General features: G+C 70.3%; 21 protein-coding genes and 1 tRNA gene. 9 read left to right on the forward strand and 13 right to left on the reverse strand.

The features are described 5' to 3' along the window. Positions 1-113: 113 nt before the first annotated feature. From RWH44_RS12290 to RWH44_RS12305, 4 genes are all read right to left on the reverse strand, one after another. Positions 114-923, reverse strand: a complete 810-nt coding sequence (locus tag RWH44_RS12290; RefSeq protein ID WP_316004792.1) for a hypothetical protein — start codon at positions 921-923, stop codon at positions 114-116. A 299-nt stretch (positions 924-1,222) separates the two neighbouring features. Next, positions 1,223-1,298 (reverse strand) — tRNA-Lys (locus tag RWH44_RS12295). 40 nt (positions 1,299-1,338) lie between these two features. Beyond that, the gene (locus RWH44_RS12300; RefSeq protein WP_316004793.1) at positions 1,339-2,337 is read right to left on the reverse strand and encodes a FecCD family ABC transporter permease; all 999 of its coding nucleotides are present in this window, start codon (positions 2,335-2,337) and stop codon (positions 1,339-1,341) included. Beyond that, positions 2,334-3,386, reverse strand: coding sequence for a FecCD family ABC transporter permease (locus RWH44_RS12305; RefSeq protein WP_316004794.1), 1,053 nt, complete (start codon positions 3,384-3,386; stop codon positions 2,334-2,336). Before RWH44_RS12305 ends, RWH44_RS12300 begins: the two co-directional genes overlap by 4 nt. Positions 3,387-3,433: 47 nt before the next feature. Here RWH44_RS12305 and RWH44_RS12310 point away from each other — a divergent pair, with 47 nt between their 5' ends. Next, positions 3,434-4,462 (forward strand): iron-siderophore ABC transporter substrate-binding protein, encoded by a 1,029-nt coding sequence (locus RWH44_RS12310; RefSeq protein WP_316004795.1) that lies wholly within the window; start codon positions 3,434-3,436, stop codon positions 4,460-4,462. A gap of 110 nt (positions 4,463-4,572) precedes the next feature. Here the strand turns inward: RWH44_RS12310 and RWH44_RS12315 are convergent, their stop codons facing one another. Continuing rightward, positions 4,573-5,244 (reverse strand): fasciclin domain-containing protein, encoded by a 672-nt coding sequence (locus RWH44_RS12315; RefSeq protein WP_316004796.1) that lies wholly within the window; start codon positions 5,242-5,244, stop codon positions 4,573-4,575. A gap of 310 nt (positions 5,245-5,554) precedes the next feature. On the opposite strand from RWH44_RS12315, the gene sigK reads away from it, so the two are divergent. The 4 genes from sigK to RWH44_RS12335 all read left to right on the forward strand — a co-directional run bounded on the left by sigK (position 5,555) and on the right by RWH44_RS12335 (position 8,949). Further along, positions 5,555-6,157, forward strand: coding sequence for an ECF RNA polymerase sigma factor SigK (gene sigK / locus RWH44_RS12320; protein ID WP_298873472.1), 603 nt, complete (start codon positions 5,555-5,557; stop codon positions 6,155-6,157). Beyond that, the gene (locus tag RWH44_RS12325; protein ID WP_316004797.1) at positions 6,154-6,975 is read left to right on the forward strand and encodes an anti-sigma factor; all 822 of its coding nucleotides are present in this window, start codon (positions 6,154-6,156) and stop codon (positions 6,973-6,975) included. The genes sigK and RWH44_RS12325 overlap by 4 nt, the downstream gene beginning before the upstream one ends. 70 nt (positions 6,976-7,045) lie before the next feature. Continuing rightward, positions 7,046-7,684, forward strand: a complete 639-nt coding sequence (locus RWH44_RS12330; RefSeq protein WP_298873470.1) for a DNA-directed RNA polymerase subunit beta — start codon at positions 7,046-7,048, stop codon at positions 7,682-7,684. A 380-nt stretch (positions 7,685-8,064) separates the two neighbouring features. Then, positions 8,065-8,949 (forward strand): aminodeoxychorismate lyase, encoded by an 885-nt coding sequence (locus RWH44_RS12335; RefSeq protein WP_316004798.1) that lies wholly within the window; start codon positions 8,065-8,067, stop codon positions 8,947-8,949. Between the two features lie 67 nt (positions 8,950-9,016). Here the strand turns inward: RWH44_RS12335 and pstB are convergent, their stop codons facing one another. From pstB to RWH44_RS12355, 4 genes are all read right to left on the reverse strand, one after another. Then, on the reverse strand, positions 9,017-9,796 hold the full coding sequence (gene pstB, locus RWH44_RS12340; protein ID WP_264631205.1) for a phosphate ABC transporter ATP-binding protein PstB: 780 nt from the start codon (positions 9,794-9,796) through the stop codon (positions 9,017-9,019). Positions 9,797-9,815: 19 nt separating this feature from the next. Continuing rightward, positions 9,816-10,898 carry a phosphate ABC transporter permease PstA gene (gene pstA / locus RWH44_RS12345; protein WP_298873465.1) on the reverse strand — a complete coding sequence of 361 codons (1,083 nt, stop codon included), beginning with the start codon at positions 10,896-10,898 and terminating at the stop codon, positions 9,816-9,818. Continuing rightward, complete coding sequence (gene pstC, locus RWH44_RS12350) at positions 10,895-11,932, reverse strand: phosphate ABC transporter permease subunit PstC (RefSeq protein ID WP_437127294.1); 1,038 nt, start codon at positions 11,930-11,932, stop codon at positions 10,895-10,897. Before pstC ends, pstA begins: the two co-directional genes overlap by 4 nt. Before the next feature lie 155 nt (positions 11,933-12,087). Next, positions 12,088-13,215, reverse strand: a complete 1,128-nt coding sequence (locus tag RWH44_RS12355; RefSeq protein WP_298873463.1) for a phosphate ABC transporter substrate-binding protein PstS — start codon at positions 13,213-13,215, stop codon at positions 12,088-12,090. 159 nt (positions 13,216-13,374) lie between these two features. On the opposite strand from RWH44_RS12355, the gene RWH44_RS12360 reads away from it, so the two are divergent. Both RWH44_RS12360 and RWH44_RS12365 read left to right on the forward strand, forming a co-directional pair. Continuing rightward, entirely contained in the window at positions 13,375-17,319 is a 3,945-nt protein-coding gene (locus RWH44_RS12360; protein ID WP_316004799.1) for a Pls/PosA family non-ribosomal peptide synthetase, read from the forward strand. Continuing rightward, complete coding sequence (locus RWH44_RS12365) at positions 17,316-18,614, forward strand: M1 family metallopeptidase (RefSeq protein ID WP_316004800.1); 1,299 nt, start codon at positions 17,316-17,318, stop codon at positions 18,612-18,614. The genes RWH44_RS12360 and RWH44_RS12365 overlap by 4 nt, the downstream gene beginning before the upstream one ends. A gap of 20 nt (positions 18,615-18,634) precedes the next feature. Here RWH44_RS12365 and RWH44_RS12370 read toward each other — a convergent pair whose 3' ends face one another. From RWH44_RS12370 to RWH44_RS12385, 4 genes are read right to left on the reverse strand one after another with little or no spacing between them, the layout of a single operon-like run. After that, positions 18,635-19,153 (reverse strand): 4'-phosphopantetheinyl transferase family protein, encoded by a 519-nt coding sequence (locus RWH44_RS12370; protein WP_316004801.1) that lies wholly within the window; start codon positions 19,151-19,153, stop codon positions 18,635-18,637. Beyond that, on the reverse strand, positions 19,150-20,088 hold the full coding sequence (locus tag RWH44_RS12375; protein ID WP_316004802.1) for an NUDIX hydrolase: 939 nt from the start codon (positions 20,086-20,088) through the stop codon (positions 19,150-19,152). Before RWH44_RS12375 ends, RWH44_RS12370 begins: the two co-directional genes overlap by 4 nt. Beyond that, entirely contained in the window at positions 20,085-22,253 is a 2,169-nt protein-coding gene (locus tag RWH44_RS12380; RefSeq protein ID WP_316004803.1) for an RNA degradosome polyphosphate kinase, read from the reverse strand. Before RWH44_RS12380 ends, RWH44_RS12375 begins: the two co-directional genes overlap by 4 nt. 56 nt (positions 22,254-22,309) lie before the next feature. Beyond that, entirely contained in the window at positions 22,310-23,002 is a 693-nt protein-coding gene (locus RWH44_RS12385) for a winged helix-turn-helix domain-containing protein (RefSeq protein ID WP_316004804.1), read from the reverse strand. Positions 23,003-23,119: 117 nt separating this feature from the next. Between RWH44_RS12385 and RWH44_RS12390 the strand changes: the two genes are divergently transcribed. Next, the gene (locus tag RWH44_RS12390) at positions 23,120-23,410 is read left to right on the forward strand and encodes a hypothetical protein (protein WP_298873450.1); all 291 of its coding nucleotides are present in this window, start codon (positions 23,120-23,122) and stop codon (positions 23,408-23,410) included. A 131-nt stretch (positions 23,411-23,541) separates the two neighbouring features. Next, positions 23,542-24,141 carry a heme-binding beta-barrel domain-containing protein gene (locus RWH44_RS12395; protein WP_298873448.1) on the forward strand — a complete coding sequence of 200 codons (600 nt, stop codon included), beginning with the start codon at positions 23,542-23,544 and terminating at the stop codon, positions 24,139-24,141. Position 24,142 lies beyond the last annotated feature (1 nt).

A 24,142-nucleotide genomic window follows, 5' to 3' on the forward strand; every position in this document is an offset into this window, starting at 1 on the left:
AGTGCCATCGGAGCGTTGAGGAGGGACAGGCCGGTCGTGGGTGCGACGGGCCTGTCCCTCCTCAGGTGTTCGTCTACGCCATCAGGACATTAAGTTCGACCTAAGGCGAGCCGTCAGCAGGACGGCGATGCCAGCCAAATTAGCGTGCTGGCGCCAATCCCCGTTGTAGCCGTTGCCCTGGCGTCGAACCCAGTCACTGCCAAGCCATCGCTTACGGTCAGTGCTGCGTATGCCGAGCCGCTGGTCGCTCCGCGCACCTCGATCTCGTGTGCGCCTATGGCCACATCCGATTGGATGGTAACGGTCTTCGAGATCGTCCCATCCGCACTTGCGGTGGTCGACAGCAGCTTGACCGGTGTGGAGTGGAGCCAGATCTCGACCTGCTCACCGGCCGCGAGGCCGGATGCATTCACCGTGATCGGGTTTCCGCGGGCGACCGTGGTCGACGACAGCGAGATAGCGATCGGTTTCGATGTAGCGATCGGAGAAGGGGAGGGCGTCTCGGTTGACTGCGGGGTGGGCGTCGCAGTCGGCTCAGTAGTAGGTTCCGGTGATGGCGTGCCCGTGGGCTCGGGCGACGGAGTCGCCGTGGCGGTTGGAGTGGGCGTAGGGCTAGGGGTGGGGTCGACCTTCTCGGGCACGGTGAAGGTGTAGGGCTCAACGATGTCCTTGATGGGGAGACAGTCGCAGTACCGCAGGTACGTACTCATGATGTGCCGGGTGTAGGTCCCCGGCTTCAAGGTGACACTCTGATCGAATGTCGCAGGCCCGTCGACTCCGGTGAGCTGCTTGCCGAACGTCGTGCGCTCTCCGGCAGCGTCATCGACGTACACATCCAGCAGAGGGTCGATTCCTTCCCGCTCTATGTCGGGACGCAGGTCGTAGTCGAAGGTGATCGTGACCTCTCCGGTGTTGGAGTACATCGATGCCGCACTCTCAATACTGGAGCGCCCCGGCGACCTATACGCCGGTGCTACGGACGAACAGCGACGGATGCTGAATCAGGCGGTGTTCTCGCGCATCTATGTCGAAGCAGACGAGGTGACGGGCGTGGAGTTTAACGAGCCGTTCGACGTGCTCATCGCCGCCGACGAGCAGTACGCGAACGCCACCAGCAGCGGAGAAACCAAAACCGCCCCTGCGAACAGGGGCGGTGGGAAATCGTCGGAAGTCGCGACTCTCGTAAACATCGCCAAGGACGATATTTCGAGTAACGCTGACGTGGTGGGCCCGGAGGGGCTCGAACCCTCGACCCGCGGATTAAAAGTCCGATGCTCTGCCAACTGAGCTACAGGCCCTGATGACTCCAGCCTACCGGGACGCCCGAGCCCGACGTGCTCATCGACGCGAGCGGGCGACGATCCAGAACAGATAGGCGCCGCCGACGACCCCGGTGAGCAGTCCCACCGGGATCTGCAAGGGCGCGAGCGCCCGCTGCGCGACAACGTCGGCGATCACGAGGACGGTCGCGCCGGTCAGGGCCGACCCGAGCAGGGGGATGCCGCTCGTTCCGAAGAGCCGTCGGGCGAGCTGGGGCGCGGCGAGGGCGATGAAGCCGATCGGGCCCGACACCGCGGTCGCCGTTCCGGTCAGCAGCGCCGCGACGACGAGCAGCACCAGCCGCACCCGCGGCGTGCGCACCCCCAGCGAACGGGCGGTGTCGTCGCCGAGTTCGAGCGCACGGAGGTCGCGGCAACGCAGCACGAGAACGAGACTCAGGATGCCGATCGACGCGATGAGCAGGACGACGTCATCCATCGAGGTGGCGGCGAGGCTGCCGTGCAGCCATTGGTCGGCGTTACGGGCGATCTCGATCGGCGCACGCGTCAGCAGGTAGTCGTTCACCGCGGCAAGCAGCATCGACAGGGCGATGCCCGCGAGGATCGTGCGCTCGCGCGAGACGCCGACGCTGCGCGCGATGAGCATGACGACCGCGACCGTGAGCAGTCCGCCCATCCACGCGCCCGCGGCGGGCGACGCCGTGGGCGCCACGACGATGAGTCCGACGAGGGCTCCGGTGGCCGAGCCGGCGGTGAAGCCGACGATGTCGGGGCTCGCGAGCGGATTTCGGGCGAGAGTCTGGAAGACGGCGCCGGCCAGTCCCAACGCTGTTCCGATCAGCAGGGCGGCGAGCACGCGCGGCACCCGCAGCCCCAGCACGACGACGCTCGTGCGCGCATCCGCACCGCCCGAGAAGACGGATGCCACGTCGCCCAGCGACGCCTGGAACGATCCGGTCGTCACGCCCACGACGGCGGCGCCGAGGGCGACGACGACGATCGCCGCCGTGACCGCGGCGTACCGACGTCGTCGCGCGACGGCCGCGGCGGCGGTCATGAGGCCCTCCGGATGACGAGCCACAGCAGCAGGGGAGCGCCCAGGAACGCGGCGACGATCCCCGCTTCGATCTCGCCCGGGGGAGCGATGACCCGCCCGATGACATCGCTCGCGACGGTGAGGGCCGCCCCGGTCGCCGCGGCGAGGGGGAGGCATCCGCGGACGTCGATGGCCCCGAGCCCGCGCACGAGATGGGCGACGAGCAGTCCGATGAAGGCCAGGGGTCCGGCTGCGGAGGTGGCCGTCGCGCACAGCAGTGTGATCGCCGCACCCGCGCCGATCACCACGAACGCGGGGGACACCCCGAGAGCGCGCGCCAGGTCGGCACCGAGGCGCAGCTGATCGAGACCGCGCGAGACGATGATCGCGATCGCGACGCCCACGACCGCGAACGGCAGCAGCTGCAGGGCGACATCGGGGTCGCGCCGCTCGAACGACCCGACCGCCCAGAAGCGGAACGACTCGAAGGTGTCGTCGTCGACGAGCGTGATGATGCGCACGACCGCTCCGAGGCACGCGCTCAGCGCCACTCCCGCCAGCACGAGACCCACGGTGTCGCCGCGCCGACCGGCCCGGGCCGCGGCCGTCACCAGCACCGCCGCGCCCGCGGCGCCCGCGAACGCGAACCAGACGTAGCCGCTCGCCGTTCCCACGCCGAAGAAGGCGATCGCGGTGACCACTCCCACCGCAGCCCCCGCGTTGACCCCCAGCAGTCCCGGGTCGGCGAGCGGATTGCGGGTCACGGCCTGCATGAGCACTCCGGCGACGCCGAGGCACGCGCCGGTCAGCAGCGCCGTGAGGGTGCGCGGCGCGCGCAGCTCGTGCACGATGACGCCCACGGCATCCCGTCGGTCGGAGAAGAGGGTGGCGATGACGTCGCCCGGGGCGAGAGGGCGGGATCCGATCGCGAGACTCGCGACCGCCAGCAGTGCCACTGCCCCGAGCATGGCCAGGGTGACGACGATCGTGCGCGCGCGGGTGCGGCGACGCCGCGCGAGGACGTGTTGTGCGACGACCGATGGCGGGGCGGCGGCGGTCACGTCGGGCACACAGGTAAGGATAACCTAACCGTGTGACCGTCTTTCGTTCTTCGTCCGTGACCCACCGTTTCCGTCCCCGGTACCTGCTCGGTGCCCTCGCCGCGGCGACCCTGCTGACCCTCGTGGGGTGCGCGGGGACCGCCGCCCCCGCCGTGTCCGTCGACTCCGAGGCCGGGTCGACCGGTGACTGGGTCGTGGCGCGCGACCTCGAACCCGGGATGGGCTCGAGCGAGGGCGACGGGGTCTTCCCCCGCGAGGTGACGCACTTCGCCGGCGTGACCCAGATCGCCGCGGCGCCCACGCGCATCGCGGTGGTCTCCACCGGTCAGCTCGACGCGCTGCTCACCCTCGGCCAGGTGCCCGCCGCCGCGACCCGCGCCGAGAACAGCGGCCTCGTGCCGGCGTACCTCAGCGAGGCCTTCCCTCAGGATGCCGCGGCCCTCGATGCCATGACCGACATCGGTCAGCGGACGGAGCCCGACCTCGAGGCCATCGCGCAGACGGCCCCCGATCTCATCCTCATCAACGCCACGCGCGGTGCCGAGCTCTACGACGCCCTGTCGGCGATCGCGCCGACGGTCGTCACCAAGGGCAACGGTGTGAATTGGAAGAGCGACTTCCTGCTCATCGCCGATGCTCTCGGCGACGAGGGGGCGGCCCGCGGCATCCTCGATTCCCTCCAGGGCGAGAGCGCGGCGTTCGCGGCCGGACGAGAGCAAGGCGCGACGACCGTGTCGTTCCTGCAGTCGACCGGTGACCGGACGCGCATCATGGGCGTGCCGTCATTCACCGGCGGTCTCGCGCAGGACCTCGGCCTCGGCCGCCCGTTGTCGCAGCAGTTCGATGAGACGTCGCAGGAGATCAGCGCGGAGCAGATCGACCTCGCCGACGCCGACCACGTGTTCTACGCGGGCACGGGCGAGGGGGTCGCCTTCATCGAGGGTGCTCCGCTGTGGTCCACGCTCGCATCGGTCGCCGACGGGAAGGCCGTGGCGGTCGACTACGACCCGTGGTTCCTGAACGCCGGGCCGACCGCTGCTCGCCTCGTGCAGGACGAGATCATCCGCGAGGTCGGCGCCGACTGACCCGCAGACGAAAGCGAGCGCCGAACCCCCTCGCCTGGGGTCCGGCGCTCGCCGTCAGGTCCGATCAGACATCGATCGGTCGGTAGCGCGATTGCTCACGCTCCGAGGACTTACATCGGGGGCATCAGCACCGAGTCGATGAGGTACACGGTCGCGTTGGCGGTCTGGACGCCACCGCAGATGACGTTGGTCGAGTCGTTGACCGTGATGGCGTCACCCGAGCCGGCGACCGTCAGGTCCTGGCCCTCGACGGTGGTGTGCGTGCCGTCGATCTCGTCGGGGGTCAGCTGGCCCTGGACCACGTGGTACGTGAGGATCTTGGTCAGCAGGTCGCTGTCGGTCTTCAGCGTGTCGATGGTCGCCGAGTCGATCTTGGCGAAGGCGTCGTCGACCGGGGCGAAGACGGTGAACTCGCCGCCGTTGAGCGTGTCGACCAGGTTCACGTTGGGGTTCAGCTGGCCGCTGACCGCCGCGGTGAGCGTGGTGAGCAGCGGGTTGTTCGAGGCGGCGACGGCGACCGGGTCAGCGGCCATGCCCTCGACCGAACCAGCGCCCGAGGGAACGGCGGCGGCGTAGTCGGCGCAACCGGGGCCCACGAGGTTGGCGGCGGGGTCCATCATCGACGCCGACGCGGAGGGCGACGCCTCCATCGAGGGGGCCATCGAGCTGCTGTCCTCGGCGGTGCCGCCCGAGGTGGTGCCACCGGAGCAGGCGGTGAGAGCGAAGGCCGAACCCAGAACGAGGGCGAGACCGGCGACGACAGGCTTCTTGTTGGTGAGCATGACATTCCTCCGAAATCGTTCGGATCGCGTCTGCGACCCGGCAGGGACACCCCGGTGCGAGGGGCGGTTCGCCGTGGAGCGGCTTACACAGGGTCTTCGGGACCCCCCGGGGATCGGATTGCGAAATGTTGCGACAGCGGGCGGAATGGCATCCCATTTGCGGTAGAAAGGCCCGGTCAGCGCAAATTAAATATTCTTGAGACTGTTTTTGCCCACGGCCCCACAGCGTCCTCGCGTACGCTGTCGTGCCACTCCCTAGCTCAACCGCGACGCGCGCGCACGTGCGAGGGACTCTCGGCGTCGGTAGGCAATGATGGATGCCATGGTGATCGACGGCTACGACCTCCCCGACGACGGGGCGGGCGCTGCCGACCAGATCGGTACTCTTCTGCTGCGCGTCGCCGATGGCGATCGCTCCGCGTTCGCGGCGGTCTACGACGCCCTCTCCGCTCGCGCGTTCGGACTCATCCTCCGCGTCCTCGTCGACCGCGCCCAGAGCGAGGAAGTCCTCCAAGAGGTTTTTCTCGAGGTGTGGCAATCCGCCGCACGGTTCACTCCGAATAGAGGTCAGGGAAGATCGTGGGTGCTCACGATCGCGCATCGGCGAGCGGTGGACCGGGTTCGGTCGTCGCAGTCGAGCACGGATCGGGATGTACGCGCGGGATTCCGCGATATGGACGTCGCCTACGACGACGTCTCCGAGAGAGTAGAACTGAAAATGGAAGGGCGGCGCGTCGTCGATGCATTGGCGACGCTTCCCGACGCCCAGAAGGAAGCCCTCACGCTCGCCTACTTCGGTGGATACAGCCAGAGTGAGATCGCAACCCTCGTCGGGGCGCCGCTGGGTACGGTCAAGACCAGGATGCGCGACGGTCTGTCGCGACTGAGGATGGAAATGGGGGTGGACAAGTGAACGAGAGGGATTTCGCCGACCTCGCCGTCGGACACGCATTGCATGCGTTGTCGGAGGCAGATGAACGCGCGTACCAGGAGGCACTGGCGGGCAATCCGCACTGGGACCACCACGTCCGCGACGCGAGCGACATCGTCGCCGCGATCAGCGCTTCCGTCGAGCCCGTCGAGCCTCCTCCGTCCGTGCGCGCATCCCTGTTCGCGCGCATCTCGGAGCTCCCCCAGGACTCAGCCTCACCCGCGATGTCGGGAGATGACCTCTCGCCGCGCCTCGACGACGAAGACTTCGCCGCCCTGGGTGCCGCCCCTGTCGAGCCCGAGCGCGAGACCGTCGCCGTCGGCCCGTCCGCGGCATCCGGGTGGGGACCGCGTCGATGGTTCACGCTCGCAGCTTCGTTCGCGGCCGTCCTCGTGCTCGGTTTCGGTGCCGTGACCGTCAGCCAGATCTTCGCCCCGCCGGCCGCCGTCGTGGCGCTGCAGCAGATCGAAGACGCCCCCGACGCGCAGTCGGCGACCGCGACGATGGCCGATGGCACCGTGGCGACCGCGCACTGGTCTCCGTCGACGGGTCAGAGCGTGCTCGTCACCGACGGCATGCCCGCTCCCGAGCAGGGCAAGACCTACGAGCTCTGGTTCGTCCGCGATCAGACGCCGATCGCCGCGGGCACCTTCAAGCCGGATGCCGACGGCAAGGCGACAGCGGTCCTGCAGGGCGAGATGCACAGCGGTGACGTGATCGCCGTGACCATCGAGCCCGACGGCGGCTCGCCCGACGGCACTCCGAGCACGGCGCCCGTCGTCACTGTCGCGACGGCCTGACCCGCGGTCGTCGGACGGTCGCCTCGTGCCGTCCGGCCCGCCCCCGCGGGGCACGCCCTAGCCTGGAACGATGAGCGATTCACCCCGCGAATTCCACAAGCCGGTCCGGCGACCCGCCGAGCTCTTCGACCGCCTGTTCTCGGCGGAGGACCCCGCCGAGGTGTCGCGCGTCGCCCACAGCACGGCTCAGGCCCTGCTGTCACGGGTTCGCGCGGATCCGAGCGTCGATGTGGTGGAGCGCCTCGTCGCGTTCACCGATGATCACGGCATCGACGACATCGCGGAGCTCTGGTCGCGGTCGCCCGCTCGGTCGCTCCCGGGTGCGCTGTGGCGCCTGTACCTGCTGCAGCTGATGATCCACGACGACGCCGCGACGGCGGCGCTGCTCTACGAGCGTGGACGGGTGGAGATGGCCACCGTCGACGCGGTCGTCGCGGGCGCGCCCGCCCCGGCCGGACCGGAGGAGCTCGTGCAGCTCATCGACACCATTCTGCGCGGTCTCTTCGAGGGCGACTTCGCGGTCGCTCTCGATCGCGCCGCCGCGTTCTGCCGCGTCCAGGCCGCCGGTTCGACGCATCTCGCCGACGATTACGAGAACACGGAGTCCGAGCGCGCGACGGCGCTCACCACGCGCGCGCTGCGCCTTGCGACCTACGCCGACGACCTCTCGGCCTCCGCGTCGCTCTGGCGCCGCGACGCCCTCACCTGAGCCGTCGCACCCTGCGCCAGCGGCCCTCTCCCTGTTGAGCGTCCAGCACACGCCGCGTCCGCGCACACTCCATCGGCGTGTCCTGGACACTCGCAGCAGGGCAGGGTGCCGTGGGTCACGCCGTGCGCGTGAGGGGAGGGGAGCGGCTGGGCGGAACGACGTCACGCGAAAGCCCCGCGTCGGCGATGGATGCCGGAAAAGAGAAGTGCCGGACCGCAGAACGCCTCTCGGCGCAAGGCCGCTCATAGCGGCAGAAGATGGAGCCCGGGGTTACTGCGGCCCGGCTAGAGAAGTGTAACAAGGCCGCCCCCGAGACATTCCCTCCGCGGCCCCCGTTGACAAGGCCCGGGCGTGTCGGCACCTCCGTCTAGGCTCGCAGCATGGCTTGGCGTTTCGCTCTCATGATCGACCCCGTGGCATCCGACGACGAGGTCGGCGACGTCGCGAGCACGCTCCGCCCGATCGATCCGACCGCCCCGGCCCTGCAGCTTGGCGATCTGAGCGCGCAGCGCGGCGACGGCGTGTTCGAGTCGATCGGGGTCGTCGACGGGCACCCCCACGAGGTCGGCCCGCACCTCGAACGTCTCGCTCATTCGGCGTCGCTCTGCGATCTGCCGGCACCCGACCTCGCGCAGTGGCGCGCCGCGGTCGAGCGCGTCTGCGCCGAGGCGGGACCGGGGGAGAGCGTCATCAAGCTCATCCTGAGCCGCGGCGTCGAGGGAGGCCCGACGCCGACCGCCTGGGTCACTCTCGCGACCGCCCCCGACAACGCCGCGGCGCGACGCGACGGTGTCCGCGTCGTGACGCTAGATCGCGGGTACCCGCTCGACGTCCCGGCCCGCGCGCCGTGGCTCCTCCTCGGCGCGAAGACGCTCTCGTACGCCGTGAACATGGCCGCGATCCGAGAAGCGAAGCGCCGGGGAGCCGACGACGCGGTGTTCGTCACGACCGACGGGTTCGTGCTCGAAGCGCCCACGGCATCCGTGCTCCTGCGCATCGACGGCCGGTTCGTCACTCCCGCGCCGAGCGCCGGGATCCTGCACGGTACGACGCAGCTCAGCGTGTTCGCGCACCTCGAGCAGCGTGGCCTCGCGACAGCGTACGAGAACGTTCCCGTTGCCGACCTGGAGCGGGCGGATGCCGCCTGGCTCATGTCGAGCGTGCGCCTCGCGGCCCCGATCTCCGCCGTCGACGGCCGCCCCCTCTCCGTTGACCACGCCCTGACCGATGAGCTGAACGGCTTCCTGCTCGGTCGCCGCGGCTGACCCGAGACCGCCGAGGGACGAAGAAGGCCCCCGCCGGAGCGGGGGCCTTGCACTCGCATCGGACTGCTTACCCGAAGCGTCCCGAGACGTAGTCCTCGGTGGCCTGCACAGTCGGCGCCGTGAAGATCGTCGAGGTGTCGTTGTACTCGATGAGCTTGCCCGGCTTGCCGGTGCCCGCGATGTTGAAGAACGCCGTCTTGTCGCTCACGCGCGACGCCTGCTGCATGTTGTGCGTGACGATGACGATCGTGTACTCGTTCTTGAGCTCGGAGATCAGCTCCTCGATCGCGAACGTCGAGATCGGGTCGAGGGCCGAGCACGGCTCGTCCATCAGCAGCACGTCGGGAGACACCGCGATGGCGCGCGCGATGCACAGACGCTGCTGCTGACCACCGGACAGGCCGCCGCCGGGCTTGTCGAGGCGGTCCTTGACCTCGTTCCAGAGGTTGGCGCCCTGCAGCGACTTCTCGACGAGGGCGTCGCCGTCGCTCTTCGACAGGCGCTTGTTGTTCAGGCGCGCACCGGCGAGCACGTTCTCACGGATCGACATCGTGGGGAACGGGTTCGGGCGCTGGAAGACCATGCCCACGTGACGACGCACGAGCACGGGGTCGACGCCCGGACCGTAGAGGTCGTCGCCGTCGATGAGCACGCGGCCCTTGACGTGGCCGCCGGGGATGACCTCGTGCATGCGGTTCAGGGTCCGCAGGAACGTGGACTTGCCGCAGCCGGAGGGTCCGATGAAGGCGGTGACGGAGCGAGGCTCGATGTCGATCGAGACGCCCTCGACCGCGAGGAAATCGCTGTAGTAGACGTTGAGGTCCTGGACCTCGATGCTCTTGGACACGAAAGGTGCCTTTCTGGGCTCAGCGCGCCTTGGGCGCGAACACCGCCGCCACGATACGGGCGATCAGGTTGAAGATGACGACGAGGACGACCAGGAGGAAGGCGGCTCCCCAGGCCTGGGCCTGGGAGGCGTCGATGTCCTGCCCGGGGAAGCTGTACGCGGTGTACGCCATGACGGGGAGGGTCTGCATCGGGCCTTCGAACGGATTGGCGTTGAAGTTGTCGGTGAAGCTCGCCGCGATGAAGATCGGCGCGGTCTCACCCACGACGCGGGCCACTGCGAGCACGACGCCGGTGATGATGCCCGAGGCCGCCGTGCGCAGCACGACCTTGATGATGGTCGCGGAGCGCGGCACGCCCAGGGCGAGGGAGGCCTCACGCAGGTCGGCCGGCACGAGACGCAGCATCTCCTCGGTGGAGCGGATGACGATCGGGATCATCAGCACCGACAGGGCGATGGATGCCGAGAACCCGCTGAACGCCTTCGGGCCCACGATCAGGCTGAACAGCGAGAACGCGAACAGACCGGCGACGATGGAGGGGATGCCCGTCATGACGTCGACGAGGAAGGTGATCGCCCGACGCAGCGGGTTGTTCGGCTGGGCGTACTCGACCAGGTAGACCGCGGCCAGGATGCCGATCGGCACCGAGATGAGGGCGGCGATCCCCGTGATGATGAGCGTTCCGGTGATCGCCTGCCAGGCGCCGGCGGTTGCGACGACCTCGAGGGTGTCGGGGTCGAACGCCGTGCCGCCGACCTGGGTGATGAACTGCAGGTTCACCACGGCGAGTCCCTTGGACACGACCGTCCAGAGCGTCGAGATCAGCGGGGCGACGGCGAGCAGGAACGCCGCGGTCACGAGTCCGCGCACGACGCGGTCGACGGCCTTGCGACGGTTCTCGACGATGCTCGAACCGACGCCGATGGCGATCAGGTAGAGCACCGCCGTGAGGATGAGCCATGCCGCGAGATTGAACCCGCCGAACAGCAGCTGCAGGCCCGCGACGACGATCGCGACGCCCACGAGCACCATCGGCTCGATGAAACGGGGCAGCTGGCCGCTGGTGAGAGCCAGCGGCGCGGAGGGAGCCGTGACGGTCATGAGCGCTTGCCCTTCTTGCGACCCTTGGCGCCGGGGCCCGTCGCGCCGATGATGTAGCGGGCGAACATGTTGACCGCCAGCGAGATGACGAAGAGCATGAGGCCCGTGCCGATGAGCGCGGAGCGCTGCAGGTCGGTCGCGATGGGGAAGTTCAGCGCGATGTTGGCCGCGATGGTCTGCGAGTTGTACCCGTCGGTCAGCAGCAGCACCGAGTAGATGAGGCTCGGGGAGATGATCAAGGCGATCGCCATGGTCTCACCGAGCGCGCGACCGAGCCCGAGCAGCGTGGCCGAGACCATGCCGCTGCGGGCGTAGGGGAACACCGAGAGGCGGATCATCTCCCAGCGCGTGGCGCCCAGGGCGAGTGCGGCCTCTTCGTGCAGGCGCGGGGTCTGCAGGAAGATCTCGCGGGTGATCGAGGTGACGATCGGAAGGATCATCACCGCGAGCACGACGCCACCGGTGAGCATCGTCGAGCCGGTCGACGACACGGGCCCCTGGAAGAGCGGGATCCACCCGAGGTACTGGTTGAGGAACTCCCCGACGGGCAGGAGCAGCGGGCGCATGACGATGATGCCCCACAGGCCGAACACGATCGAGGGCACCGCGGCGAGCAGGTCGACCACGTATCCGAGGGCGCCGGCGACGCGGCGGGGCGCGTAGTGCGAGATGAAGAGCGCGATGCCGATGGCCACCGGGGTCCCGATGATCATGGCGATGAACGCCGCCCACACGCTGCCGAACAGCAACGGGCCGACGTACTCCCAGAAGTTCGACCACTGGCCGTTCTGGTAGCCGGCGAGGTCTCCCTCGCTCCAGTTGGCCGTGATCGCCGGGAGGCCGCGGATGATCAGGAAGATCGCGACGCCCGCGAGGATGATCATGATCGACACCGCTGCCGTGGTCGACAGACCGAGGAAGACGGAGTCACCGAGTCGGCGCTTGCCCACGATGCTCGTACGGGCCGGGGTCGAGGCGTTCGGATCGGTCGGTTCGGTCGGGGCGGTCTCGGTGTCGGAGACGGTGTCAGTCACGGGGGACCTCACGCTCGGCACGGGTCATGGGTGCTCCTCGGTCGGGTGGTCTCTGAGGATTCGGCTCAGCGGAGCGTTCGATCGGGTCGACCGTTCCGATCAGCCCGGCCCGACCCGCACGCGAGGTGCGGGCCGGGCCGAAACCGAAGAGATGTTTACTTGATGGCGGCGAGCGTCTCGGCGGCCGCCTCGAGCACCGAGTCGGGCAGCGGGGCGGAGCCGGCGTTCTTCGCGGCGACCTGCTGGCCGAGGGTGCTGGTGACGAAGCCGAGGTACGACTTCACGAGCTCGGCCTGCGTGGCGTCCTTGAACGTCGAGCAGGTGATCGCGTACGACACGAGCGGGATCGGGTAGGAGTCGGCGGTCAGCTTCGAGTAGTCGAACTTCTTCGACAGGTCGCCCTCGACACCGTTGCTGGCGTCGACCGCGGCGGCCTCGAAGGTCGCGGTGACGGCCTCGGCGCTGTAGGGGACAGCGGTTCCGTCGGTGACGATCGCTGCGGCGTTCAGGTCGCCGATGGCCGAGTGGTCGGCGTAGCCGATGGTGCCGGAGCCGGCCTTGACGGCCTCGACGACGCCCGAGCCGCCCTTCTGCTTCGAGACGTTGCCCTCGATCGGCCAGTCCTTGCCGGCGGGGGAGGTCCACACCGACGACTGGGTCGCGGCGAGGTAGTTCGTGAAGTTCTGGGTCGTGCCCGAGCCGTCCGAACGCGCGACCGTGGTGATGGCGCCGGCGGGGAGCGCGGTGCCGTTGTCGGCGGTGATGGCCGGGTCGGACCAGTCGGTGATCTGGAGCGCGAAGATCTTGGCGATGGTCTCGCCCGAGAGCTTGAGATCGGTCACGCCGGGGATGTTGAAGATGATCGCGACGCCGTCGAGGTAGACGGGGATGTTGACGCCGCCCTCGGTGCACAGAGCCTCGGACTGCGCGGTCTGGTCGGCGTTGAGGGGGGCGTCGGAGCCGGCGAAGTCGTACGCGCCGCTCAGGAAGTTGGTGACGCCACCGCCGGAGCCCTGCGACTTGTCGTAGTTGATCGTGACGCCCTTGGCCTGCGCGTTGTAGGCGCTGGTCCACGCGGCCTGCGCGTTGGACTGGGCGCTGGAGCCGCCCGCCGTGATCGTGCCCGAGAGGTTCGGGTCGATGCTGAACGCCACGTCGGACGAGGTGGGCGATGCCGAGGAGCCCGCGGCGTCGCCGGAGCCCGAGGTGCCGGCGCAGCCGGCGAGAGTCAGGGAGGCCACGGCGGCCAGGGTGCCCAGCTGGGCGAGTCGGGAGAGCTTCACGGTGTGAATCCTTCGCATGTTTGGGAACGGAACCCGGTGCAGGGTTCGTCGGGAACGGTAAACAGCGACTCTTAAGAGTGTGCGTTGCGTGGGTGAACGGAAGGTGAACCGGGGTGGCCCGTACGGGGTGTTTCCCGGGGCCTTGTACTGTTCACCCCCGTGACGACCTCTGCCTCCGCCGCCCAGGCTCCGCTCGATCGAACGGATGCCGCGGCCCCCGCGCGCACGCTCATCGATCTGCTGTCGGCGGTGGCCGCGCGGCATCCGGAAGCATCGGCGATCGACGACGGCTCCGGCGCCCTCAGCTATCGAGAGTTGCTGGCCCGTGTCTGGCGGACGGCGGCGGCCCTGCACGACGCGGGAGTGCGACGCGGCGACCGGGTGGGTGTGCGCATGCCCTCGGGGTCGAAGGAGCTGTACGTGTCGATCCTCGCCGTGATGGCCGCGGGGGCGGCCTACGTGCCCGTCGACGCCGACGATCCCGACGAGCGGGCGCGGCTGGTCTTCGGCGAGGCGGGCGTGCGCGGCATCATCGCGGGCGACGGGGAGTTCGTCTCGGACGAGACCGCGGGCGACCTCGTGCGGCTGTACGACGGAGCGGCGCCGCATCCCAGTACCAGCGCCGTGCCGATCGTCGCACCGCCCACCGTCGACGACGACGCGTGGATCATCTTCACGTCGGGCTCCACGGGGGTGCCCAAGGGCGTCGCGGTCACGCACCGCTCGGCGGCGGCGTTCGTCGAGGCCGAGGGGCGCATCTTCGTGCAGGACGAGCCTCTCGGCCCCGGCGATCGCGTGCTCGCCGGCCTCTCCGTCGCCTTCGACGCGTCGTGCGAGGAGATGTGGCTCGCCTGGGGGCATGGCGCGTGCCTCGTCCCCGCCCCGCGCTCCCTCGTGCGCTCCGGCGAGGACCTGGCGCCATGGCTGCTCCGGCAGGGGATCACGGTCGTGTCGACCGTCCCCACCCTGGCCGCGATGTGGCCGGCCGACTCGATCGAGAACGTCCGTCTGCTGATCTTCGGCGGCGAGGCCTGCCCGCCGGAGCTCGCCGCCCGCCTCGTCGCCGAGGGGCGCGAGGTCTGGAACACCTACGGCCCCACCGAGGCGACCGTGGTGGCATGCGCTGCTCCGCTGGACGGATCGCTCCCGGTGCGCATCGGCCTACCCCTCGACGGGTGGGCACTCGCCGTGGTCGACGGCGAGGGTCAGCCGGTGGCCGAGGGCGAGGTGGGGGAGCTCATCATCGGCGGCGTGGGGCTGGCGCGCTATCTCGACCCGGCGAAGGATGCCGAGAAGTACGCGCCGCTGCCCACCCTCGGCTGGGCGCGGGCGTACCGCTCGGGCGACCTCGTGCGCTTCGAGTCGGAGGGACTGGTGTTCCAGGGTCGCGCCGACGACCAGGTGAAGGTCGGGGGCCGCCGCATCGAGCTCGGCGAGGTCGAGTCCGCCCTCCAGGACCTCCCGCAGGTGAGCGCGGCGACCGTCGCGGTGCGCACGACCGAAGCCGGCGTGCCGGTGCTCGTGGGGTACCTCGTGATGGAGGAGGGCCGCGAGCTCGACCGGTCGGCCGCCCGTGCGCTTCTGGCCGAGCGCCTGCCAGCGGCGACGATCCCGCTGCTCGGCGTCGTCGAGGCGCTCCCCGTGCGCACGTCGGGGAAGGTCGATCGCGCGGCGCTGCCGTGGCCGCTCCCGGGGGTGGAGGCTCCGGCCGCCACCGACTTCTCGGTCGACGAGTCCTGGCTCGCCGAGCAGTGGCAGGCCGTGCTGGGACTGCCGGTGACCGATCGCAAGGCCGACTTCTTCGACCTCGGCGGCGGATCCCTCGCCGCCGCCCAGCTCGTCTCGCGCATCCGTGCGCGCGTTCCCGAGTTCTCGGTCGCCGACATCTACGACGTGCCGCGTCTGGGCGCGATGGCCAAGGCGCTGGGGCCGCAGCTGGTCGACGAGACGCCGGCATCCTTCCACCGCGCCGTCCCCACGCCGCGCGCGACGCAATGGGTGCAGACGGTCCTGGGCGCTCCGCTGTTCATCCTCTCCGGCATCCGCTGGCTCATGTACCTGCTCACCGCCTCCGCGATTCTTCGGCTGCTGCCCGGCTTCGACGTGCTGCCGAGCGTTGCGTGGCCCGCGCTGGTGATCGGACTGCTGGTGTTCGCGACGCCCTTCGGGCGCATGGCGATCGCCGTGGCATCCGCTCGTCTCCTGCTCGCGGGTGTGCGGGCGGGCGACTACCCGCGCGGTGGCTGGGTGCACATCCGTCTCTGGCTGGCCGAGCAGATCTCCGATCAGGTGGATGCCGTGGGCCTGGCCGGAGCGCCGTGGGTGTCGTACTACGCCCGCGCCCTCGGCGCCCGCATCGGCCGCGACGTCGACCTCCACGCCCTGCCACCCGTGACGGGACTGCTCGTGGTCGGAGACGGCGCCTCGATCGAGCCGGAGGTGGATCTCACCGGGTATTGGATCGACGGCGATCTCGTGCGCATCGGCGAGGTGCGCATCGGTGCGGAGGCGACGGTGGGGGCGCGCTCCACGCTCGCGCCGGGAACGCGCATCGGGCGACGCGCCGAGATCGCCCCGGGTTCGGCCGTGTTCGGACGCGTCAAGGCGGACCAGTCGTGGGCCGGTTCCCCCGCCGTCCGTGTCGGCGGCACCGCGAAGGACTGGCCGACCGAGCGCCCGGCGATGCCGACCCGCTGGCTGTGGGCCTACGCCGCCTCGGCGATGCTGCTCGCGATCCTGCCGCTGGCCGCCTTCACCGTCGGAGGGCTCGTCCTCGCGCAGGGCATCCGCGGGTCGGCGACCCTCGCCGCGGCCGCGGGGGCGGCCTTCGCGTGGCTCGTGCCCGCCGTCGCGGTGACCGGGCTCGTGTTCGCGGCCTCCGTGGTGCTGCTCGTGCGCGTGTTCTCGCTCGGCCTGGTCGAGGGAACGCATCCGGTCCGCAGTCGCATCGCCTGGCAGGCGTGGACCATCGAGCGCCTCCTGGATGCCGCCCGCACGATCCTCTTCCCGCTGTATTCGTCGCTGTTCACCCCCGTCTGGCTGCGGATGCTGGGCGCGCGCGTCGGCCGCGACGTCGAGGCGTCCACCGTCCTGCTCATCCCGTCGATGGCCCGCATCGAGGACGGGGCGTTCCTCGCCGACGACACGATGGTCGCCTCGTACGAACTGCGCGCGGGATGGATGCGGCTCGGGCCCGTGCGCATCGGCAAGCGCGCCTTCCTCGGCAACTCCGGGATGGCGGCTCCGGGCCACCGCGTGCCGCGCGACGGGCTCGTCGCCGTGCTGTCGGCCGCGCCCCGGAAGGCGAAGGCCGGGTCGTCGTGGCTCGGTTCGCCCGCGGTGCGCCTTCGACGCCTGTCGGCGGAGGGCGACGAGTCGCGCACGTACCGGCCGACCGCGGGGCTGCGGCTGGCCCGCACCCTGTGGGAGCTGTGCCGTTTCGTTCCCGTCGTCGTGACGTGCGGGATCGGTCTCGGCGTGATCTTCGCGCTCGCCGCGCTGTGGGAGGGCCTCGGGCCGGTGTGGACCCTGCTGCTGTCGGGCGTCGTGATGCTCGCCGCCGGCGCCGTCGCGGCGGGCGTCTCCACCGCCGCGAAGTGGGCGATCGTCGGCGTCATCCGGGCGGGGGAGCAGCCGCTGTGGTCGAGCTTCGTCTGGCGCACCGAGGTCTCGGACACCTTCACCGAGATGGTCGCGGCGCCGTGGTTCGCCCGCGCGGCGGCCGGTACCCCGGCCCTCGCGGTCTGGCTGCGGAGCCTCGGCGCGCGCATCGGCCGGGGCGTCTGGTGCGACAGCTACTGGCTGCCGGAGCCGGATCTGGTGACGCTCGGCGACGCGTCGACGGTGAATCGGGGATGCGTCGTGCAGACGCACCTTTTCCATGATCGAATCATGAGCATGGACACCGTCGAGCTCGAGCCCGGGGCCACACTCGGGCCCCACAGCGTCGTGCTGCCCGCCTCGACCCTGGGTGCACACGCGACCGTCGGTCCCGCCTCGCTGGTCATGCGCGGCGAGACCGTCCCCGTCGGCTCGCGGTGGAGCGGCAACCCCATCGGCCCCTGGCGTGCGGTGAAGGTGCGCGCCTACCAGTCGACGACGTGAGCGGCGCCGACCCGTACGCCCCGCAGAGCGGAGACACCTCGTACGACGTCGAGTCGTACGACCTGGCGCTGAGCTATCGCGTGCGCACCAACCGCCTCGAAGGGGTCGCGACGGTCTCGGGCATCGCGCGAGAAGCACTGTCGTCGTTCGCCCTCGACCTCGTCGGCCTGCGGACGAATCGCGTCCGGGTGGACGGCGCACCCGTGCGGTTCTCCGCGGGCCCGCGCGTGCTGCGCGTCACCCCCGGCCGCACGATCGCCGCGGGGGAGCGTTTCGCGGTGGAGGTGACCTACGGGGGCGCCCCGGCGCCCCGACGCTCCCGGTGGGGCACGGTGGGCTGGGAGGAGCTCACCGACGGCGCCCTGGTCGCGGGGCAGCCGATCGGGGCCCCCACGTGGTTCCCCTGCAACGACCGGCCCGACGCCCGCGCAGGAATGCGGATGGAGATCACCGTCGACGACGGCTACACGGTCGCGGCCACCGGTGCGGCGGGAGCGACCACGCGCCGCGGCGGGCGGGTGACGACGACCTTCTTCTCCGGCGTTCCCACGGCGACCTACCTCGCGGCGGTGCACGTCGGCCGGTACCGCACGCGTCCGCTCGTCGGCAGCGGTGACGGCGTCGTCCCGCCCGTGACCGTCACGGCCCCGCCCGCGTTGACGGCGGCCGCCGATCGCGCGTTCGCGACGGTGCCCGAGATGCTGCGGCTGTTCGACCGTCTGTTCGGCCCCTACCCCCAGGAGGCGTGCAGCCTCGTCGTGACGGCCGACGAACTGGAGATCCCTCTCGAGGCGCAGGGGCTCGCCGTCTTCGGCATGAACCACCTCGTCCCCGCCGCACAGCGGCTCGTCGCGCACGAACTCGCCCACCAGTGGTTCGGCAACAGTGTCGGGCTCGCGCGCTGGAGCGACATCTGGCTCAACGAGGGCTTCGCCTGCTACGCGGAGTGGCTGTGGTCGGAAGAGTCCGGCGGCGCCGACGTCGAGACCTGCGTCGCCGAGAACCACGCCGGCCTGGCCGCCCAGCCCCACGACCTGCTGCTGGTCGACCCCGGCCCCGACGACATGTTCGACGACCGGGTCTACAAGCGCGGCGCAATCGCCCTGCACGCCGTGCGACGCACCCTCGGCGACGCCGCGTTCTTCGATCTGCTCCGCGCCTGGACGGCCGAGAACCGCCACAGCCTGGTGACGACCGACGACTTCCGTCGCGCGGTCGAGGGGGCCGGCGGAGCGGATGCCGCGGACGTGCTGTCGCGATGGATCGATCACGAGGCGCTTCCCCCGCGTCCCTGAGCGGACCGCGCGCGACGGGCTCAGCCGAGGGCGACGGCCGCGACGAGGCCGTCGGGTGCGTCGAGGTCCCAGCCGCGCCACACGATGGACGAGGGCGCATCGTCGGGGGTCCGCGGCCGGATGACCGCGTTCCACGGGGAACCGGGACCGCGCACCTCGACGCGCGCCGGGTCGACCGCGAGTCCCCGGCCGTCCGCTTTCAGCACCGCCTCGACGCGGGCCCAGTCGATCGCCGTCGCCGTGGCGTCCGCGAGGACCCGCTCCAGTCCGCGCGCCCCACCGGGAGCCGTGTCGACACCGAGTCGCGTACGCTCCCGCGTCATCGCGACGACCGCCCACCCCGGCGCGTACGAAACCGAGACCACGGCATCCGCCCCCTCCACGTGCACGCGACCGTGATCACCGCCGCAGGTCGGGCACCGCGAGGCGAAGCGCGCCTCGGGCACGAGCTGGGCCAGCAGGCGCCGCGACACCGCTCGCCGCGCCGTGCCCGCGGGCACCTCGCCCCAGGCGACGACGACCCCCGTGGGGAGCGTCACACCTGCGGCTCGTGGGTCTCGATCGCCACGATGCCCGCGCCCGGGTGCTCGACGGGCACGTGCACCACGGAGAACGCCGCCGGCTCCAACGCCGAGGCGCTGCCCAAGTACGACCCGCTCATCGTTCCCGTGGCGAGGGCGAGCTCGTGCAGGATGTCGGGGAGCACGGGGCCGTGGCTGGCGAGGACGACCGGTTTGCGCGACCGCACCCGCTGACCGATGACCGACCGCGCGTCGGCGCGCCCCTCCTCCCAGGCGTCCTGGCTGATCGACGGGGAGAACTGCACGCGTTGGCCGATCGCCTGGGCGATGGGCGTCGCGGTGCGGACGCACCTCTCGGCGGGGCTCGAGATGACCCGTCGCACGCCGAACGCGAGAAGCGGCCCCACGATCGCCTGGGACTGTCGACGACCGCGCGGGGTGAGAGGCCGCGCGTCGTCGGCGCCCTCCCAGTCGTCGCGCGAGCGTGCTTTGGCGTGGCGGAGGACGACGATGGGGAAGGTGGGCAGAGCGCGTTCGTCGACCAGACGCTGGAACTCGTCGAGGATCTCGACGTCGACGGGGTAGCTCAGATTCTTGCGCGCCTTCTTCAGGCTCATCCACTCGATCGCCGCGACCTCCTTGTTCGGCACGAAGCTGGAGGTGCGCACGGCCGCGTCGGTGGCTTCGGCCGCCCAGTAGTGCACGATCTTGGTCCGGCCGTTCGGCATCCGGTATCTCGACACCCCCACGGGCACGCCGAGGGCCACGCGGATGCCGGTCTCTTCCCGGATCTCGCGGACCGCGGTCTCGGCGAGGGTCTCACCGGGGTCGACCTTGCCCTTGGGGAGCGTCAGATCGCGGTACTTGGTGCGGTGGATGAGGAGCACGCGGAGCTTGCCCTCGACCATGCGCCACACGACACCGCCCGCGGCGTAGACGGCGGTCTCGGTCACCGGGCCGTCCGTGCGCGTCGCTTGCGCTGCACGAGCGCCATGGTGTGCTCCTGCAGGTCGACCAGGGGCGCTCCGTCGGCGTCGACGCTGCGACGCGTCCACTCGCCTTCCGATCCCAGGTGCCACGAACTGGTTCGGTCGTCCATGGCCAGGTCGAACAGCGTCGTCAGTTCGCGCAGCTGGTTCTCGTCGATCACGCGCACGAGCGCCTCGACGCGGCGGTCGAGATTGCGGTGCATCATGTCGGCGCTGCCGATGAAGATCTGCGGGTCGCCGTCGTTCGCGAAGGAGAAGATGCGCGAGTGCTCCAGGTAGCGGCCGAGGATCGACCGCACCGTGATGTTCTCGCTCATCCCGGGCACGCCCGGCTTGATCGAGCAGATGCCGCGCACCCACACCTCCACGCGCACACCGGCCTGGCTCGCCCGGTAGAGCGCGTCGATGATCTGCTCGTCGACCATCGAGTTGACCTTGATGCGCACGCCCGACGGCTTGCCGGCGAGGGCGTTCTGGCGTTCCTTCTCGATGTGTCGCAGCAGGCCCTTGCGCAGGTGGAGGGGGGCGACGAGCAGGCGCTTGAACTTCTTCTCGATCGCGTAGCCGCTGAGCTCGTTGAACAGGCGGGTGAGATCGCGCCCGACCTGGTCGTCGACCGTGAACAGGCCGAAGTCCTCGTAGATGCGGCTCGTCTTGGGGTTGTAGTTGCCGGTGCCGACGTGGCTGTAGTGGCGCAGCCGCCCCTCTTCTTCGCGGATGACGAGGGCGAGCTTGCAGTGGGTCTTCAGACCCACGAGACCGTAGACGACGTGCACGCCGGCCTTCTCGAGCTTGCGGGCCCAGACGATGTTGTTCGCCTCGTCGAAGCGCGCCTTGACCTCGACGAGCGCGAGCACCTGCTTGCCGGCCTCGGCGGCGTCGATCAGGGCCTGCACGATGGGGCTGTCGCCCGAGGTGCGGTAGAGCGTCTGCTTGATGGCGAGCACGTGGGGGTCGCGTGCGGCCTGCTCGAGGAAGGCCTGCACGCTCGTCGCGAACGACTCGTAGGGGTGGTGCACGAGCACGTCGCCCTTGCGGATCGCTCGGAAGAGATCGGCGCGCCCGTTCTGCTCGGGCGGCTGGAACGCCAGGGCGGTCTTGGGCACGTGCGGCGGGTAGTGCAGGTCGGGGCGGTCGATGCGGGAGAGGTCGAACAGGCCGCGCAGATCGAGCGAGCCGGGCAGGCGGTAGACCTCCTGCTCGGTGATGTCGAGCTCGCTCAGCAGCAGCGCCCGGGTCACGTCATCCATGTCTTCGGTGATCTCGAGGCGGATCGGCGGACCGAACCGGCGACGCAGCAGCTCGGCCTCGAGGGCCTGGATGAGGTTCTCGGTCTCGTCCTCCTCGATCGTCATGTCCTCGTTGCGGGTGAGGCGGAAGGCATGGTGGTCGAGCACCTCCATCCCCGGGAACAGGTCGCCGAGGTGGTTGGAGATGAGCTCCTCGAGGGGCAGGTAGCGCACGCCCGGGCCGTCGCCGGCGACCTCGACGAAGCGGGGGAGCATCGGCGGCACCTTGAGGCGCGCGAACTCCTGCCGCCCGGTGCGGGCGTTGCGGATGCGGATGGCCAGGTTGAGCGAGAGTCCCGAGATGTAGGGGAAGGGGTGCGCCGGGTCGACCGCGAGGGGCATGAGCACCGGGAAGACGTTGCGCTGGAAGTACTCGGTCAGACGCGCGGCGGTGTCGTCGTCGAGCGAGTCCCAGGTGACGACCTCGATGCCGGCCTCGGCGAGGGCGGGGCGCACCTTCTCGGTCCACGCTGCAGCGTGGCGCAGCTGCAGGCGGTGGGCCTCGGCGGAGATGTCGGTGAGGACGTCGAGCGGGGCGCGGCCGACGTTGGTGGGGACGGCGAGACCGGTGACGATGCGGCGCTTGAGGCCGGCGACGCGCACCATGAAGAACTCGTCGAGGTTGCTGGCGAAGATGGCCAGGAAGTTCGCGCGCTCCAAGACCGGGACGGTCGGGTCTTCGGCCAGCTCGAGCACGCGCTGATTGAACGCCAGCCAGCTCAGCTCGCGGTCGAGGTACCGGTGGTCGGGAAGCTGATCGTCTTCGGCCTCGACGGCCTCGTCGAAGTCGTCGTCGTCGGCGTCGCCGAGTCCGGCATCCAGCGCGTCGTGTTCCATCATCCCCACATCATGGCAGGGGTCGGTGACACGGGAGTGAACGGGCGGTTCCGCGCGTCTCAGGCGGGGGTGGATGCCGCTGCGGGCGCGTCGTCCTCGTAGACGTTGAAGCGGTAGCCCACGTTGCGCACGGTGCCGATGAGCTGCTCGAGATCGCCGAGCTTGGCGCGCAGTCGTCGCACGTGCACGTCGACCGTGCGGGTGCCGCCGAAGTAGTCGTAGCCCCACACCTCGCTGAGCAGCTGCTCGCGCGTGAAGACGCGCGAGGGGTGCGTGGCGAAGAAGTGCAGGAGCTGGAACTCCTTGTAGGTGAGGTCGAGCGGTTTGCCGTGCACCTTCGCCGAGTACGACGATTCGTCGATCGTGATGCCGGAGGTCTGGATGCGGGTGGACACCTGATCGACCGTGCGGCGCCCCATGGCGAGGCGGATCCGCGCGTCGATCTCGGCCGGGCCGGCGCCGACGAGCACGACGTCGTCGATGCCCCAGTCGGTGGACACGGCCGTGAGCCCGCCCTCGGTGACGATCAGGACCAGCGGGGCCTCGACGCCGGTGGTCGACATGATCTTGCACAGCGACTTCGCACCGACCAGGTCGAAGCGGGCGTCGATGAAGATGACGTCGGCGCTGGGGGCGTTGATCAGCTGCGCCGCTTCGGCGGGGATCTGGCGCACGCGGTGGCTCAGCAATTCGAGCGCGGGCAACGCCGCACCGCCGCCGGGGGCGGAGCTGAGAACGAGAAGCTGAGCCAAGTTGGACCTCCCCGCGCGGCCTGCCGCGCACCCGATCATCTTAGGGTGACGCGCCCCGGCGCACCGTCACCGGCGCTTCGCGTGCACCGACGAGGCCTCCTGGGCGATGATGGGGGCATGTCCACTCCCGACCTCGCTCCGCGGCGCACCTTCGGCGGGATCGTCGCCGTCTGGGTGCTCGCCGCCCTGGCCGGCGTCGCGATCGGCCTCTTCGCCCCGGCGGAGTGGCGCGCCCAGTGGATCAGCGTCGCCCTGGGCGGTTGCATCATCGCCGCGTTCGCCGTGCAGCTCTGGTACGGCCGCTCGCAGGCCTTCATCCAGCGGATGGCGCTCAGCAGTCTCGGCGCGCTCGTCGTGCTCGGCGTCATCACGGCCGGTTTCGCGCTGGCCGAGCTCGCCGCCCTCTAAGATCGAAGCATGGACCTCCTCGCGCTCGAACTGTTCTTCGTGGGACTTCTCGGCCTCGCCTCGTTGGCGATCGCGTTCGTGTCGGGAACGGTCATCTGGAACCTCTATCGCGGCCAGCGCTGAGCGCTCTCGTGATCGAGATCCCGACCGACCTCCCGGCCGACCTCGTCCCCCTGTCGTGGCTCGTCGGCGTCTGGGAGGGCACCGGCGTCATCGACTACGAGGCCGACGGTCGCGCCTTCTCGGGTGAGTTCGCGCATCGCGTGAGCTTCAGCCACGACGGAGGCGCCTTCCTCAACTACTCGGCCGACGCCTGGCTGCTCGACGGCGACGAGCGACGCCCGCTGGTCTCCGAGATCGGATACTGGCGTCTGGCGCGTCCCGCCACCGACGCCGACGCCGGTCCGGCACTGCTCCCCGCGACCGCCGCGGCCGTCGAGCGCACCGCCGACGACGTGGAGTCCCTGCGCAACGCCGACGGCGGATTCGACATCGAGGTCAGCCTCGCGCACGCCGACGGCGTCCTCGAGCTCTACGTCGGGCAGGTGAAGGGCCCGCGCATCGACCTCGCGACCGACGCGGTCGTGCGCACCGCCGGCGCGAAGCCGTACGCGGCCGCCACGCGGCTCTACGGTCTCGTCGACAATCACCTCCTCTGGGCGTGGGACATCGCCGCCCTCGGCCGCGAGCTCGGCTCGCACGCCTCGGCCCGTCTCGCGCGGGCGGAGTGAG

The organism is Microbacterium phycohabitans (assembly GCF_032464935.1).
GTDB classification, from domain to species: domain Bacteria; phylum Actinomycetota; class Actinomycetes; order Actinomycetales; family Microbacteriaceae; genus Microbacterium; species Microbacterium phycohabitans.

What these genes read in the sequence shown, in the direction of transcription:
- RWH44_RS12290 (WP_316004792.1), bottom strand. Translation starts at nt 923, where the DNA reads ATGTACTCCAACACCGGAGAGGTCACGATCACCTTCGACTACGACCTG.
- RWH44_RS12300 (WP_316004793.1), bottom strand. Translation starts at nt 2,337, where the DNA reads ATGACCGCCGCCGCGGCCGTCGCGCGACGACGTCGGTACGCCGCGGTC.
- RWH44_RS12315 (WP_316004796.1), bottom strand. Translation starts at nt 5,244, where the DNA reads ATGCTCACCAACAAGAAGCCTGTCGTCGCCGGTCTCGCCCTCGTTCTG.
- sigK (WP_298873472.1), top strand. Translation starts at nt 5,555, where the DNA reads ATGATGGATGCCATGGTGATCGACGGCTACGACCTCCCCGACGACGGG.
- RWH44_RS12330 (WP_298873470.1), top strand. Translation starts at nt 7,046, where the DNA reads ATGAGCGATTCACCCCGCGAATTCCACAAGCCGGTCCGGCGACCCGCC.
- RWH44_RS12335 (WP_316004798.1), top strand. Translation starts at nt 8,065, where the DNA reads ATGGCTTGGCGTTTCGCTCTCATGATCGACCCCGTGGCATCCGACGAC.
- pstA (WP_298873465.1), bottom strand. Translation starts at nt 10,898, where the DNA reads ATGACCGTCACGGCTCCCTCCGCGCCGCTGGCTCTCACCAGCGGCCAG.
- RWH44_RS12380 (WP_316004803.1), bottom strand. Translation starts at nt 22,253, where the DNA reads ATGATGGAACACGACGCGCTGGATGCCGGACTCGGCGACGCCGACGAC.
- RWH44_RS12390 (WP_298873450.1), top strand. Translation starts at nt 23,120, where the DNA reads ATGTCCACTCCCGACCTCGCTCCGCGGCGCACCTTCGGCGGGATCGTC.